General features: G+C 72.6%; 9 protein-coding genes. 6 read left to right on the top strand and 3 right to left on the bottom strand.

The annotated features are described in order from the left end of the window. Position 1 precedes the first annotated feature (1 nt). The gene (locus ACI3EY_RS04640; protein ID WP_405039574.1) at positions 2 to 1,243 is read right to left on the bottom strand and encodes a toxic anion resistance protein; all 1,242 of its coding nucleotides are present in this window, start codon (positions 1,241 to 1,243) and stop codon (positions 2 to 4) included. A gap of 185 nt (positions 1,244 to 1,428) precedes the next feature. Here ACI3EY_RS04640 and ACI3EY_RS04645 point away from each other — a divergent pair, with 185 nt between their 5' ends. Genes ACI3EY_RS04645 through betT form a run of 3 tightly spaced genes read left to right on the top strand, consistent with a single transcriptional unit; the run spans position 1,429 to position 6,778 of the window. Beyond that, positions 1,429 to 2,952, top strand: coding sequence for an aldehyde dehydrogenase family protein (locus tag ACI3EY_RS04645; protein ID WP_405039807.1), 1,524 nt, complete (start codon positions 1,429 to 1,431; stop codon positions 2,950 to 2,952). Next, on the top strand, positions 2,949 to 4,739 hold the full coding sequence (betA, locus tag ACI3EY_RS04650) for a choline dehydrogenase (protein ID WP_405039575.1): 1,791 nt from the start codon (positions 2,949 to 2,951) through the stop codon (positions 4,737 to 4,739). The genes ACI3EY_RS04645 and betA overlap by 4 nt, the downstream gene beginning before the upstream one ends. Beyond that, positions 4,736 to 6,778 carry a choline BCCT transporter BetT gene (gene betT / locus ACI3EY_RS04655; RefSeq protein ID WP_405039576.1) on the top strand — a complete coding sequence of 681 codons (2,043 nt, stop codon included), beginning with the start codon at positions 4,736 to 4,738 and terminating at the stop codon, positions 6,776 to 6,778. The genes betA and betT overlap by 4 nt, the downstream gene beginning before the upstream one ends. A gap of 12 nt (positions 6,779 to 6,790) precedes the next feature. Here betT and ACI3EY_RS04660 read toward each other — a convergent pair whose 3' ends face one another. Continuing rightward, positions 6,791 to 7,120 carry a DUF1905 domain-containing protein gene (locus tag ACI3EY_RS04660; protein ID WP_405037717.1) on the bottom strand — a complete coding sequence of 110 codons (330 nt, stop codon included), beginning with the start codon at positions 7,118 to 7,120 and terminating at the stop codon, positions 6,791 to 6,793. A gap of 40 nt (positions 7,121 to 7,160) precedes the next feature. Next, the gene (locus tag ACI3EY_RS04665; protein WP_405039577.1) at positions 7,161 to 8,903 is read right to left on the bottom strand and encodes an aminotransferase class V-fold PLP-dependent enzyme; all 1,743 of its coding nucleotides are present in this window, start codon (positions 8,901 to 8,903) and stop codon (positions 7,161 to 7,163) included. A 172-nt stretch (positions 8,904 to 9,075) separates the two neighbouring features. Here ACI3EY_RS04665 and ACI3EY_RS04670 point away from each other — a divergent pair, with 172 nt between their 5' ends. The 3 genes from ACI3EY_RS04670 to hrpA all read left to right on the top strand — a co-directional run bounded on the left by ACI3EY_RS04670 (position 9,076) and on the right by hrpA (position 14,868). Beyond that, positions 9,076 to 10,326, top strand: coding sequence for a DUF445 domain-containing protein (locus tag ACI3EY_RS04670; RefSeq protein WP_405037719.1), 1,251 nt, complete (start codon positions 9,076 to 9,078; stop codon positions 10,324 to 10,326). A 77-nt stretch (positions 10,327 to 10,403) separates the two neighbouring features. Next, the gene (locus tag ACI3EY_RS04675; protein ID WP_405037720.1) at positions 10,404 to 10,835 is read left to right on the top strand and encodes a hypothetical protein; all 432 of its coding nucleotides are present in this window, start codon (positions 10,404 to 10,406) and stop codon (positions 10,833 to 10,835) included. A gap of 55 nt (positions 10,836 to 10,890) precedes the next feature. Continuing rightward, entirely contained in the window at positions 10,891 to 14,868 is a 3,978-nt protein-coding gene (gene hrpA, locus ACI3EY_RS04680; RefSeq protein ID WP_405039578.1) for an ATP-dependent RNA helicase HrpA, read from the top strand. The last annotated feature ends 7 nt before the right edge of the window (positions 14,869 to 14,875 follow it).

The raw sequence follows: 14,875 nt of genomic DNA on the forward strand, positions 1-14,875 counted from the left end.
CTCAGCGCCCGGAGGCGGACCCGCCGGTGCCGCCGATGTCGAGCTGGCCGCCGGCCAGCCTGGCGTCGGTGCGCTGGGCCCGGTCCAGGTAGCTCCGTGACTTCTCCACCTCGCCCTCGAGCACCCCGATGGTCTGCGACATCCCGTCCAGGGCCTGGACCCGGAACTCGTCGATCGCGTCCATCGTGGCGTAGATGTTGGTGAACGCCGCCTGCAGCTGCTCGAGCCCCACGGTGGCCGAGGCGGCCTGCTCCTGGATCGCCACCGAGTTGTCGCGCAGCAGCACGCTGGTGCTCTCGATCATCGCCGAGGTGGTCTTGTTCAACGCGGTGATCTGGTCCAGGACCAGCCGCTGGTTGTTCAGCGCCTGCGCGACCAGCACGGCTGTGCGCAGCGCGGAGATGGTGGTGGTGGAGGCCCGGTCCACACCCTTGATGAGCTCGATGTTGTTCTTGATGACGATGTCGATGGCCAGGTAGTTCTGGATCGAGACCGCCAGCTGGGTGAGCAGGTCCTGGTGCTTCTGGCGCACGTAGAACAGGACGTCCTCGCGCAGTGCCTTGGCCCGCTCCGGGTCGCTCTGGTCGAGCTCGGCGATCTTGGCGGCCACCTTGGCGTCCAGCTGCTCGGCGATGTAGACGTACTGGTTCAGCCGTCCCATCGCCGCCCACAGCTGCTGCTTCTCCATGTTCAGCGCGGCGTTGTCCTTGGACAGCTCGTCCTGCCCGCTGCGCAGCGAATGCAGGATGGCGTCCAGGTGCTTCTCCGAGGACTCGTACTTCTGGAAGTACTTCGTCAGCCGGTCCGAGAACGGCAACCGCTCGAACCACTTCTTCACCCCGGTCGCCTGCGCAGGGTCCAGGTCCTCGATGGTGCGGCGCAGCTCCATCAACGTCGCGCCCACCTTGGACTCCTTGGATACCCCACCCTGCTGCAGGGCCCGCACGGGGGACTGCAGCAGCCGGTTGGAGGTCTCCGCGGCGGCGCGGATGTCGGCGTCACCCATGGTCCGCACGTCCGCGGCCTGCTGGGCGAACTCCGGCGACTTCGTCTCCGTCTGGGTGAGGCCGTTCAGGTATGCCTCCACCTTGGCGTCCAGGGCGGGCATCGCCTCCGGGTCGACCTGGGGGGCCATCGCCGGGGCCGAGGTGCTGGTCACCGGCTCGGTCGCGGCCGGGGCGGTGAGCACCAGGGGCTCCGCCGTGGGCTCGGGTGCGGCGAGCGGCTGGGGCTGGTCGGTCATGCTCTCTCCTCGGTGCAGGTCGGTGCGTGCCTGCGTCCCCCGTCAGGACACGACGTCACCGGCTGTGACGTGCCCATTGTGTCCTGAGTTCCGCCTCCTGCACACGGGGGTCAGCCCCACGGTCCTCGTGGGGGCCCCGACCGCTCACCGCAGGCGTCTCGACGCCGGGCGCCGGGCGTGGTTGGCTGATCGGCGTGACTTCTCTCCCGGACCACACCCTGCTCATCGACGGATCCTGGCGCCCCGCCTCGGACGGCGGCACCCGCACCATCGCGTGCCCGGCCGACGGATCCCCGGTAGGCACCGTGGCGGAGGCGACCCCCGAGGACGCCACCGCCGCCGTGCTGGCGGCGCGCCGGGCCTTCGACGAGGGGCCCTGGCCGCTGACCCCCGCGCCCGAACGGGCGGCCCTGCTGCGCCGGCTGGCGGACCGGCTGGTGGCGGAGAAGGAGACCGTGGCGCGTGCCGAGAGCCTGGACACCGGCAAGCGGATGGTGGAGTCCCGGATCGACGTCGACGACATCGAGGCCGTCTTCCGCCACTTCGCGGACCTGGCCTCCGCGGACGCCGGCCGGGTGGTCGACACCGGTATGCCGGACGTCTCCAGCCGGGTGGTGCACGAACCGGTCGGCGTCTGCTCGCTGATCACCCCGTGGAACTTCCCGCTGCTGCAGACCAGCTGGAAGGTGGCCCCCGCGCTCGCCGCCGGCAACACCTTCGTGCTCAAGCCCAGCGAGCTCACCCCGCACACCTCGATCTGGCTGGTCCGGGCCCTGGAGGAGGAGGGCCTCCCGCCGGGGGTCGCCAACCTCGTGCTGGGCGCCGGCTCCGTGCTGGGCCCGGTGCTCACCGGTCATCAGGCCGTGGACCTGGTCTCGTTCACCGGTGGCGTCGTCACCGGCCGGGCGATCATGGCGGCCGCGGCGCCGACGGTGAAGCGGGTGGCCCTGGAGCTGGGGGGCAAGAACCCCAACGTGATCTTCGAGGACGCCGACCTGCCGGCCGCCATCGACAACGCCCTCACCGCGGTGTTCCTGGACTCCGGCCAGGTCTGCAGCGCCGGCACCCGGCTGGTGGTCCAGGAGAGCATCCGCGACGAGGTCGTGGAGACCCTGGTCGCCCGGGCCGAGGGGATCCGCCTGGGCGGGCCCTTCGACGAGCACGCCGAGGCGGGTCCGCTGATCAGCGAGGCGCACCGGGAGAAGGTGGCGACCTACGTCCGGGAGGCGATCGAGGACGGTGCGGTGCTGCGCTGCGGCGGTGGCCCGCCGGAGGACCCCGAGCTCGCGGACGGCTGGTTCTACCGGCCCACCGTCCTGGACAGGTGCACCCAGGACATGCGCTGCGTGCACGACGAGTCGTTCGGGCCGGTGCTCACCGTCGAGACCTTCTCCGGGACCGGCGACGAGGCCGAGGACGCCGCGGTCGCCATCGCCAACGACACCATCTACGGCCTGGCCGGCGCGGTCTGGACGCAGAACGCGGGCCGGGCGGAGCGGGTCGCCCGGCGGCTCCGGCACGGGACGATCTGGATCAACGACTACCACCCGTACGTGCCGGGGGCCGAGTGGGGCGGGTACAAGCAGTCCGGGGTCGGTCGCGAGCTGGGCCTGGCCGGGCTGGCCGAGTACCGGGAGAGCAAGCACATCTGGCACAACACCCGACCGGCCCCGGCCGGCTGGTTCGAGGTCCGCGAGGAGCAGGCATGAGGGACGGCTACGACTACGTCATCGTCGGGGGCGGCTCGGCCGGGTCCGCGCTCGCCAACCGGCTGAGCAGCGACCCTGGCGTCAGCGTGCTGGTGCTCGAGGCCGGCCGCAGCGACGCCCGCGTCGACCCCTTCATCCACATGCCCGCGGCGCTGCCCTACCCGATCGGCAACCGGCTCTACGACTGGAAGTACGAGACCGACCCGGAGCCGCACCTGGGTGGTCGGCGCGTCTTCCACGCCCGGGGCAAGGTGCTCGGCGGCTCCTCCTCGATCAACGGGATGATCTTCCAGCGCGGCAACCCGATGGACTACCAGCGCTGGGCCGCCGAGCCCGGGATGGAGCACTGGGACTACGCGCACTGCCTGCCCTACTTCAAGCGGATGGAGACGGTGCTGCTCGAGGACGGCAGCACCGGCGCCGACGCCTGGCGCGGCGGCTCCGGGCCCCTGGTCACCGAGCGCGGCCCGGCCCGCAGCCCTCTCTTCGGTGCCTTCTTCGAGGCGGTCCAGCAGGCGGGCTACCCGCTGACCGACGACGTCAACGGCTACCGCCAGGAGGGCTTCGCCAAGTTCGACCGGAACGTGCACCGGGGACGCCGGCTGTCCGCCTCACGGGCATACCTGCACCCGGTGAAGGGCCGGAAGAACCTGAGCGTGGAGACGCTGGCCACCGTCACCGGACTGACCATGAGCGGCACCCGGTGCACCGGTGTGGAGTACCTGCGCGCCGGGCGGTTCAAGCGGTCCGCGCAGGCCGGCGAGGTCATCCTCTGCGGCGGCGCCTTCGGCTCCCCGCAGACGTTGCAGCTGGCCGGGATCGGCGACCCCGAGGTGCTCTCCGCAGCCGGCGTCCCCACCCGGGTCGACCTGCCCGGGGTGGGGTCCAACCTGCAGGACCACCTCGAGGTCTACGTCCAGCACGCCTCCACCCAGCCCGTCTCCATCGCCCCCTGGCTGGCGCACCAGCACAAGCCGCGGATCGGCGCGCAGTGGCTCTTCGGCCGCAGCGGCGTCGGCGCGTCCAACCACTTCGAGGCGGGCGGCTTCATCCGGTCCAACGACGTCGTCGACTGGCCGAACCTGATGTTCCACTTCCTGCCGATCGCGATCCGCTACGACGGCAGCAAGCCGGCCGAGACCGAGCACGGCATCCACGGCTACCAGGTCCACATCGGTCCGATGTATGCCGACACCCGCGGCCACGTGCACATCCGCTCCGCCGACCCGGCGCAGCGTCCCTCCGTCCTGTTCAACTACCTGTCCACCGAGACCGACCGTCGGGAGTGGGTGGAGGTGGTGCGCGCCGCCCGCGGGATCCTGGGACAGCCCGCCTTCTCCGCCTTCTCCGGCGGGGAGATCTCGCCCGGGTCCGAGGTGGAGACCGACGAGCAGATCCTGGACTGGGTCCGCAAGGACGCCGAGACCGCCCTGCACCCCTCGTGCAGCGCCCGGATGGGCACCGACGAGCAGTCCGTGGTCGACCCGCGCACGATGCGGGTGCACGGCACCGAGGGGCTGCGGGTGGTGGACGCCTCCGTCTTCCCGTTCGTCACCAACGGCAACATCTACGCCCCGGTGATGATGGTGGCCGAGAAGGCCGCCGACCTGATCGCGGGCAACACCCCGCTGCCGGCCGAGCACGCCCCCTGGTACCGGCACGGCCAGGGGCAGCCGCTGTACCCACCGGGCGACCCCCGCAACGACGCCTGGGACGCCACCACCGACCCGCCCTCGGCCTCCCGTGCCCGGCTGGCGGCCGACGCGACACCCGAGGAGCAGCCATGAGCGAGGGACCCGGCACCACCACCAGCACGCCTGCCGCCGAGCGTGAGCTGCCCGACGACTCACCGCCGGAGGTGCGCTGGCCGGTCCTCATCGCCGCGCTCACCGGCGTCGTCCTCGTCGCCCTGTGGGCGATCGTGGCGCCGGCCAACGCCGAGGGCGTCATCCTCACCGTCGTCGAGTGGGTGACCGGCGCCTTCGGCTGGTTCTACATCCTGCTCACCACCGTGGTGCTGGCCTTCGTCGTCTACCTCGGCTTCTCCCGGTTCGGGCGGATCCGGCTGGGCCCGGACCACTCCCGCCCGGAGTTCTCCACCTTCGCCTGGGCCTCGATGCTCTTCGCGGCCGGGATCGGCACCGACGTGATGTTCTACTCCGTCGTCGAGCCGGTGAGCCAGTACGTCGCCCCGCCGGTCGGGGAGGGCGAGACCGTCGAGGCCGCCCGCGAGGCCACCGTGTGGACGCTCTTCCACTACGGCATCTCCGGCTGGGGGCTGTACGTGCTGATGGGTCTGGCGCTGGGCTACTTCGCCTACCGGCGGCACCTGCCGCTGGCGGTGCGCTCCGCGCTGCAGCCGCTCTTCGGCCGGCGGATCGAGGGTGGGCTGGGGCACGCCGTGGACACCGCGACCGTGCTCGGCACCATCTTCGGGGTGGCCACCAGCCTCGGGATCGGCGTGGTCTTCCTCAATTTCGGGCTGAACACGCTCTTCGGCGTACCGATCGGCACCGGGGCGCAGATCGCGCTGGTGGCGCTCGCCGTCGGGATGGCCACCGTGTCCGCCACCACCGGGGTCGACAAGGGAATCCGGCTGCTCTCCCAGCTGAACGTGCTGCTGGCCCTCGGCCTGGCCGCCTGGGTGCTGGTCACCGGCCGGACCCAGTTCCTGCTGGAGTCCGTGGTGATGAACGTCGGGGACTTCGTGCAGACCTTCGGGACCCGCACGATGGAGACCTTCGCCTTCTCCGACACGGCGGCGTGGGAGTCCTCCTGGACCCTCTTCTTCTGGGCCTGGTGGGTCGCGTGGGCCTCCTTCGTCGGCCTCTTCCTGGCCCGGATCAGCCGTGGCCGGACGATCCGGCAGTTCGTGCTGGGTGCCCTCACCATCCCGTTCGCCTACATCGTGATGTGGGTGAGCATCTTCGGCAACGCCGCCCTGGACCGGGTGCGCAGCGGGGACACCGACTTCGCCGCGGCCGCCCAGGAGTTCGACGGGCGCGGCTTCTTCCAGCTGCTGGAGGGCTACCCGGGCGCCCAGGGCCTGGTGCTGGTGGCCGTCGTCGTCGGGCTGCTCTTCTACGTCACCTCCGCCGACTCCGGCGCGCTGGTGATGGGCAACCTGTGCTCGGTGCTGCGCGACGTCCAGCAGGACTGCGCCCCCTGGCTGCGGATCGTCTGGGCGGCCGCCACCGGCCTGCTCACCATCGCGATGCTGCTCGTCGGGGGCATCGTCACGCTGCAGTACGCCACCATCATCATGGGGCTGCCCTTCGCCTTCGTCATCGTGCTGGTGATGATCGGGCTGGCCAAGGCGATGCGCGAGGACGACCGGCTCGCGGCGGCCGGGGTCGGCGGGGCGATGGCCCCCGCGGCCACCTGGCACGTCGCCGACGACAACCGGGAGATCTGGCGGGCCCGGCTGGCGCGCGCCACCAACTTCGTCGACGAGCAGGACGCCTCGCAGTACCTGCACCGGGTCATCGAGCCGGCCCTCCGGGAGGTCGCCGGGGAGCTCACCGCCCGCGAGGTGCCGGCCGCGATAAGCACCGGTGTCGCCGGCGAGAAGGGCTTCGGGGAGTTCGTGGAGCTGCGCACCGAGGAGGCGGAGCAGCGCTTCGTCTACCGGGTGCAGGTGCACCTGTCACCGGTGCCCACCTACGGCGGCCGGATGGTCGGCGACCGGGACCAGTACGCGCGGCTCGAGGTGCACGGGCCCAACGGCGGCCTCGACTACGACGTGATGGGCTTCCGCGCCAGCCAGGTCATCCACGACTGCCTGGAGCAGTACGAGCGGCACCTGGAGTTCCTGCGGGTGACCTGAGCGTGCCGGTGCTCAGCGGCCGATCCACAGCGCGACCGTCACCACGTCACCCAGGTCGACCCGCTCGGCGCGCCGGACCGCGTCCTTGAGCGGCACGTAGAAGTCGCCCTGGCGCGGCCACAGCGACGTCGTGAACGCGGTGCCGCCGAGCCGGCCCCGGACCGGGACCATGCCCCAGCCGTAGGTGACCTCGCGCATCACCTCGCCCAGCCAGGCGCCCTCCTCGCCCCGGGCGACGACGAAGTGGAAGGGCGCCGGGCCGCGCCACTCGACGACCTCCCCGGTGACCTCGAGGTCGGGGGAGCCGGGCGGCATACCCGGGTGCTGCGACGGTGCCTCCATGCCAGGCACGCTAGCGCCCGACCCGGACGGATCCTGTCCGTCAGCCGGTCACCGCGTCCCTGGGCAGGTCGAACCACCGGAGCCGGTCCAGGTCGCTGCCCGAGATGCCGGAGCCGGGCTGCAGATCTGGCGGGGTCGCGGCCGCGAGGATGTCGCGCGCGGTCCTGAGGTGGTCGGCCAGCAGCTCCTCACCCCCCGTGGGGCCGGGCTCGGGCAGCCTCACCGAGCCGTCCGCGCCGAAGCGGATGTCGTCGAGGCGCACCCGCGGCTCGACCAGCCCGTCCCGGTGCCGCCACAGCCCGCTCGCGGGCTCGAACCGGTAGTCGCCGAGCAGCCGCCAACCGTCCCGGGCCACCATCCGGACCGCCTCGACGAGGTAGTCGGCGACGGTGTCGGAGATGAAGTAGTTGAAGTTCACCCGCACCCAGCCCGGCTTGATCCCCTCACAGCCGCCGGTGATCTGCCGCTCGAAGGCCTGGGATCGCTCCAGGTCGATGCCGAGCAGGGTATGCCCGTACGGCCCGGCGCAGGAGCAGCCGCCGCGGGCCTGGATCCCGAAGAGGTCGTTGAGCAGGGCCACCACGAAGTTGTGGTGCAGGTAGGGCTGCTCCCGGCCGCGGACCACGAAGGACAGGATCGACAGCCGTTCGGCGTCCAGGTTGCCCAGCAGCTCCAGTCCGGGCTCGGCGCGCCACGCCCGCACCGCCCGCCGCAGGAACTCGTCCTCACGGGCCCGGATGGTGTCCACCCCGACCGCCTGCTTGAGCCGGAACACCAGCCCGGCCCGGACCGACTCGACGATGGCCGGGGTGCCGCCCTCCTCCCGGTGCGCGGGGTCGGCCAGGTAGGAGTGCTCGGCCGGGTTGACGTAGGCGACGGTGCCGCCGCCGGGCACGTCCGGCACCCGGTTGCCGAAGAGTTCGCGCCGGGCGGCCAGCACCCCGGGGGTCGAGGGACCGCCGATGAACTTGTGCGGCGACAGGAAGACCGCGTCCTTGGCGGCCCGCGGGCGCCCGGGCGGGGCGCTCATCCGGATGTCCACGTAGGGGCCGGCCGCGGCGAAGTCCCAGAACGCCAGCGCCCCGTGCTCGTGCAGCACCTCGGTGATGGTGTCCGTGTCGGAGACGATGCCGGTGACGTTGGAGGCGGCGGAGAACGAGCCGATCAGCAGCGGCCGGTCCGCGTACCGGCGCAGCTGGGTGCGCAGGTCGGCCAGGTCCACGTGCCCGTCGGTGTCCATCGCCACCTGCACCACGTCGGCGATCGACTCCCGCCAGGGGATCTCGTTGCTGTGGTGCTCGAACGGGCCGATCAGCACCACCGGCCGCTGCTCCGCCGGGATGTGCCGGGAGAGCCGGTGGGTGTCCTCCAGCACCGAGGGGATCCGCAGGCCGAGCACCCCGACCAGCTTGGCGATGGCACCGGTGCACCCGGACCCGGTGAAGATCACCACGGTGTCCCGGTCGCCGCCGACCCCCTCGTGCACCGCGGCCCGGGCGTCCTCGCGCAGCCGGGTCGTCTGCAGCCCGGTCCCGCTGGACTCGGTATGCGTGTTGGCGTAGCTGGGCAGCACCACCTCGCGGATGGCGTCCTCGATGAAGCCCAACGCCCGGCCGGAGGCGGTGTAGTCGGCGTAGGTGACCCGCCGCTGGCCGTAGGGGGTGGTCATCACGTGGTCCTCACCGATCACCGACTCCCGGATCCTGCGCAGCAGCGGGTGCTCGCCCGGGGACGTGGTCGGTGCTGCGGTTGCGGGGTCGGCGGCTGCGGGCGTGCTCGGCATGGGCAGCAGGGTGACCCATCGCCGCCCGCGCGCACAACGGGGTCGGTGCCCCGCGGACCATAACGCCAGGTCATACCGGCTGGTGGGACGGTTCGCAGCCGCGCGGATTAGGGTGGCGGGCGCACGCGGGCGACAGCTGCTGCCCACGGCATACCGAGCAGGAGGGACCCAGGTGGAACGCACCGCCCCCCGCCTCGACGACGCCAGCCGTCGCGCGGGACTGCAGCGCATGCGCGCCGTCGCCACCGGGCTGCTGGTGCTGATGGCGGTGATCTACGTCCTCACCCACGACCGGGAGGGGGTCTGGGGCTACGTCAACGCCGGGGCAGAGGCGGGGATGATCGGGGCGATCGCGGACTGGTTCGCGGTGACCGCGCTGTTCCGGCACCCGCTCGGGCTGCCGATCCCGCACACCGCCCTGGTGCGCCGGCGCAAGGACGACCTGGGTGCCAGCCTGGAGCAGTTCGTCGCCGAGAACTTCCTCACCCCGCAGGTGATGGAGGAGCGGATCCGGGACGCCCAGGTGGTGCGCCGGGTCGGGGAGTGGCTGGCCGAGCCGGAGCACGCGCAACGGGTGGTCGCCGAGGCCGCCCCCTTCCTACGGAGCGCGGTCGAGCGGTTGGACGAGGCCGAGATCCGTGCCTTCGTGGACGGCGTGGTCGTCCCGCAGATCCGCCGGGAGCCGCTCTCCCCGGTCGCCGGGCACCTGCTCGAGCGGGTCGTCGAGGACGGCTCGCACCGGGGGCTGGTGGACCTGATCGCCCGCGAGCTGCACGGCTGGCTGGCCCTGCACGAGCACCAGGTGGAGGAGGTCATCCGGTCCCGGGCGCCGCAGTGGGCACCCTCCTGGGTGAACGACCAGGTGACCCGGCGGGTGTACACCGAGGTGCTGCGCTGGGCTAAGGACGTCAAGGACGACCCCGAGCACAACGTGCGGCACGCCCTGGACACCTGGCTGGCGGACCTGGGCCGGGACCTGCAGCAGGACCAGGACACCCGCGACCGCTTCGAGGCGCTGAAGAACCGGATGCTGGACCACCCCCAGGTCAGCGCCACCGGGGTGGCCCTGGGGGAGACGCTGCGCGACTCGGTGCTGGACGCGCTGGACGACCCGACCGGCACGCTGCGGACCCGGATGGGTGTCGGCCTCGTCGGCCTGGGCACCCAGCTGGTCGAGGACGAGCGGCTGCGGTCCCGGCTCGACGGCTGGGTGGTGGACACCGCGGTCAGCCTGATCGGGCGCTACGGTCCGGAGCTGACCTCGGTGATCTCCGGCACCATCCAGCGCTGGGACGCCCGGGAGGCCTCCGAGAAGATCGAGCTGCACGTCGGCCGCGACCTGCAGTTCATCCGGCTCAACGGCACCGTCGTCGGCGCCCTGGTCGGGCTGGTGATCCACGCGATCTCCCTGCACCTGCTCTGAGCCGTACGTCCGGCCCACCCGGTGCCGCCTGTGGACAACTTCTGCGGCAGGGGAGCGGGGCGAGGCAGGCTCGGGGCATGAGCTTCGAGGACCTGCCGGCCGACTGGCCGGCCCGCCCGCTGGGTGATCCCGTGATCGGTGCGGACGTCGTCGACCTGGTGGTCAACGACACCGACCGGCGCCAGGGCGGCCTGGGCTTCCTGCTGTGCCGGCCGGAGGGTTCGCTGGCCCAACCGGTGATGCTCACCGACGTCGGCCACGACCCGGCCGGGGCGCTCACCGCGATGGCCCGGGTCGTCGTGGACCTGCCGGCCACCTCGGGCTTCGTGCTGGCCATCGCCCGGGCCCGGGGCGGGGTGGACGACGCGGACCGGGCGCTGCACGAGCACGCCCTGCAGGTGTGCCGGGAGCACGCGCTGGTGCTCTGGGGCACCTACCTGGTCACCCTTGCCGGGGTCCGTCACCTGCCGGTCGCGGCCCAGCTGCGGCCCCGCAGCGGGGTCGCCTGAGCCGCACGACCACGGGCGGGAAATCCGCTGGTGCCCGCTCGCTACAGTGGAGAGCGTGCCCCAGCCAGAACGACGCCGCGGTCGACCGCGCCGTCAGCGGGGCGGGGGCCCCGAGCTGGTCGAGGCCCGCCGCCGCGCCCTGCCGCAGCCGGGGGCCCTGCACTACCCCCCGGAGCTGCCGGTCAGCGAACGCCGCGCGGACATCCGGGACGCCATCCGCGACCACCAGGTGGTGGTCGTCGCCGGGGAGACCGGGTCCGGCAAGACGACCCAGCTGCCGAAGATCTGCCTCGAGCTGGGCCGGGGCGTCGAGGGGCTGATCGGGCACACCCAGCCGCGGCGGATCGCGGCGCGCTCGGTCGCCGAACGGGTCAGCGAGGAGCTGGGGGCGGAGCTGGGCACCCTGGTCGGCTACCAGGTGCGGTTCACCGACAGCTCGCGCAGCGACACCCTCATCAAGGTGATGACGGACGGCATCCTGCTCTCCGAGCTGCAGCGGGACCGGACGCTGAGCCGCTACGACACGATCATCATCGACGAGGCGCACGAGCGCAGCCTCAACATCGACTTCATCCTGGGCTACCTGCGTCAGCTGCTGCCCCGGCGTCCCGACCTCAAGGTGATCATCACCTCGGCGACGATCGACGTCGACCGGTTCGCCGCCTTCTTCGCCGACGCCGAGGGCGCCCCGGCACCGGTGGTCGAGGTGTCCGGGCGGACCTACCCGGTCGAGGTCCGCTACCGCCCGCTGACCCGGCCCGGCCCGCCGGACCGGGAGGGCCGCCCCACCCAGGTCGAGGTGGACCAGGTGACCGGGGTGGTGGAGGCCGTCGAGGAGCTGTGGACGACCCCGGCCTCCGGTCGGGACGGGCTGGGCGAGGACGTGCTGGTGTTCTGCTCCGGGGAACGGGAGATCCGGGACGTCACCGAGGCGCTCACCGGGCTGGGGCTGCCCGGCACCGAGGTGCTGCCGCTCTACGGCCGGCTCTCCGCCGCCGAGCAGCACCGCGTCTTCTCCCGGCACCAGGGCCGCCGGGTGGTGGTCTCCACCAACGTCGCCGAGACCTCGCTGACCGTCCCCGGCATCCGGTACGTGGTGGACACCGGCACCGCCAGGATCAGCAGGTACAGCCAGCGGCTCAAGGTGCAGCGGCTGCCCATCGAGCCGATCAGCCAGGCCAGCGCCAACCAGCGCTCCGGGCGCTGCGGGCGGCTCGCCGACGGGATCGCGATCCGCCTCTACAGCGAGGAGGACTTCGCGGCCCGGCCCGAGTTCACCGACCCGGAGATCCTGCGCACCAACCTGGCCAGCGTCATCCTGCAGATGACGAACCTGGGGCTCGGGGAGATCGAGCGCTTCGGCTTCCTGGAGCCGCCGGACTCCCGGCAGGTGGCCGACGGGGTGCGGCTGCTCACGGAGCTGCAGGCGATCGACCCGGACGCCCCGGCGCACCTGCCCCGCAAGCGGCTCACCCCCTACGGGCGGGCCATCGTGGCACTGCCGGTGGACCCCCGGCTGGCCCGGATGCTCATCGAGGCCGAGCGGCAGGGGGCGCTGACGGAGGCCCTGGTGGTGGTCTCCGCCCTCTCCATCCAGGACGTGCGCGAGCGGCCCGCCGACCAGCAGCAGCAGGCGGACCAGGCGCACGCCCGCTTCCGCCGACCCGGCGGCATACCCAGCGACGGCACGGACGGTGCGAAGGGTGCGGTGGACAGCGACTTCCTCGTCGTCCTGCACCTCTGGAGCTACCTGCAGCGGCAGCAGAAGGAGCTCTCCGGCAGCGCCTTCCGGCGGCTCTGCAAGGCCGAGTACCTGCACTACCTGCGGGTCCGCGAGTGGCAGGACCTGCACACCCAGCTGAAGCGTGCGGTCACCCGGCTCGGGCTGGAGCTGAACCGGCACCCGGCCTCCCCGGACCAGGTCCACCAGTCGCTGCTGACCGGGCTGCTGTCCAACGTCGGCCTCTACGAGCGCGAGTCCCGGGCCTACCTGGGGGCCCGCAACGCCCGCTTCGTCCTGCAGCCGGGCTCGGTGCTGCACCGGGCCAACCCGGACTGGGTGATGAGCGCGGAGCTCGTCGAGACCACCCGGCTGTGGGCGCGCACCAACGCGGCGATCGACCCGGCCTGGGTGGAGCGGGCCGCCGCGCACCTGGTCAAGCGGTCCTACAGCGAGCCCCGCTGGTCCCGGTCGGCGGGCTCGGCGGTGGCCGACGAACGGGTGACGCTGTACGGCATACCCCTGGTGGCGGGACGGCAGGTGCCGCTGGGCCGGATCGACCCGGAGACGGCCCGCGACCTCTTCATCCGGCAGGGGCTGGTGGAGCAGGACTGGGAGACCCGGCACGAGTTCTTCCACGCCAACCGCGCCCTGGTCCGCGACCTCGGTGAGCTGGAGGCGCGCGCCCGCCGACGGGACATCCTGGCCGACGACGAGACGCTGGTGGAGTTCTACGACCGCAGGATCCCGGCCGAGGTGGTCTCCGGCACCCACTTCGACACCTGGTGGAAGCAGGAGCGCCGGGAGCACCCGGACCTGCTGACCTTCACCGAGGAGCTGCTGCTCGGGGAGGGCGGGGGCACCGTCAGCCAGGACGACTTCCCGACCCGGTGGAGCCAGGGCGAGCTGACCTTCGGACTGACCTACCAGTTCGAGCCGGGGGCCGACGCCGACGGCGTCACCGTGCACCTGCCGGTCGAGGTGCTCAACCAGGTGCGCGAGGAGGGCTTCGACTGGCTGGTGCCGGGGATGCACGAGGAGCTGGTCACCGCCCTGATCAAGGCCCTGCCCAAAGACCTGCGTCGCAACTTCGTCCCCGCACCGGACCACGCCCGGGCGGTGCTGCGCGAGATGCGGGAGCGAGGAGCCGTCGGCACCGCCCCGCTGCCGGAGACGATGGCCGCCGAGCTGACCCGGCGCGGCCTGGCCCGGGTCCGCCCCGAGGACCTGGACTGGTCCCGAGTGCCCGACCACCTGCGGATGACGTTCCGGGTGGAGCGGGCCGTCGGCGGTGGCCGGGGGAGAGGACGCCGGGGTGCGCGGGGGCGCGTCGAGGTACTCGGCGAGGGCAAGGACCTGGCCATCCTGCAGCAGCAGCTGGCCGGCCAGGTCCGCAGCACGATGGCCTCCGCCGCCTCCGGGGTCGAACGGACCGGGCTCACCTCCTGGCCGGAGGGGTCCGCCTACGACCCGCTGCCGGAGACCTTCAGCCAGCAGGTGGGTCCCCGGTCGGTGCAGGGGTACCCGGCGCTGGTGGACACCGGGGACGCCGTCGACGTCCGGGTGCTCGCCACCCGGTCCGAGGCGGACCGGGAGACGCTGCGCGGGGTGCGGCGGCTGCTGCTGCTGGGGACCACCCCGCCGTGGAAGCGGCTGCTCGCGCTGCTGACCAACGCCCAGAAGCTCTCGCTGGGGCACAACCCGCACGGGTCGGTGCCGGCGCTGCTGGAGGACGCGCTGGCCGCGGCCGTCGACTCGGTGGTGGCCGAGCAGCCCGGTGCTGGCGTGCGCAGCCCGGCCCAGCTCGAGCAGGCCCTCGTCGGGGTGCGCCAGCAGAGCGTCCCGCGGGTGCTGGAGATCGTCGAGTCGGTGGTGCCGATCCTGGACACCGCGCGAGAGGTGTCGCTGCGGCTGCAGCGGCTGGACGCCCCGGCCGCGGCCCCGATGGTGCGCGACCTGCGCCAGCAGCTGGACACGCTGGTCCGACCCGGGTTCATCGCCGACGTGGGGCGGGACCGGCTGCCGCGGATGGTGGTCTGGCTCCGGGCGATGACCGAGCGGCTGGACAAGGGCGTGCAGGACCTGCGGCGGGACGCGGAGCGGATGGAGGACGTGCACGTCGTCCTCGAGGAGGTCGCCGGCTTCCTGGACAAGCTCCCCCCGCACCGACGCAAGGACCCGGACGTGCTCGACGTCCTCTGGTCCGTCCAGGAGCTGCGGGTCTCGCTCTTCGCCCAGCGGCTCGGCACCCCGGCCCCGGTCTCACCCAAGCGCATCTACGCCGCGATGGACCGGGCCGAGGGACGCGGCTGACGGACGT

Source organism: Serinicoccus shuyuelongi, from assembly GCF_045032955.1.
Lineage (GTDB): Bacteria > Actinomycetota > Actinomycetes > Actinomycetales > Dermatophilaceae > Ornithinicoccus.

What these genes read in the sequence shown, in the direction of transcription:
- ACI3EY_RS04640 (WP_405039574.1), bottom strand. Translation starts at nt 1,243, where the DNA reads ATGACCGACCAGCCCCAGCCGCTCGCCGCACCCGAGCCCACGGCGGAG.
- betA (WP_405039575.1), top strand. Translation starts at nt 2,949, where the DNA reads ATGAGGGACGGCTACGACTACGTCATCGTCGGGGGCGGCTCGGCCGGG.
- betT (WP_405039576.1), top strand. Translation starts at nt 4,736, where the DNA reads ATGAGCGAGGGACCCGGCACCACCACCAGCACGCCTGCCGCCGAGCGT.
- ACI3EY_RS04660 (WP_405037717.1), bottom strand. Translation starts at nt 7,120, where the DNA reads ATGGAGGCACCGTCGCAGCACCCGGGTATGCCGCCCGGCTCCCCCGAC.
- ACI3EY_RS04665 (WP_405039577.1), bottom strand. Translation starts at nt 8,903, where the DNA reads ATGCCGAGCACGCCCGCAGCCGCCGACCCCGCAACCGCAGCACCGACC.
- ACI3EY_RS04675 (WP_405037720.1), top strand. Translation starts at nt 10,404, where the DNA reads ATGAGCTTCGAGGACCTGCCGGCCGACTGGCCGGCCCGCCCGCTGGGT.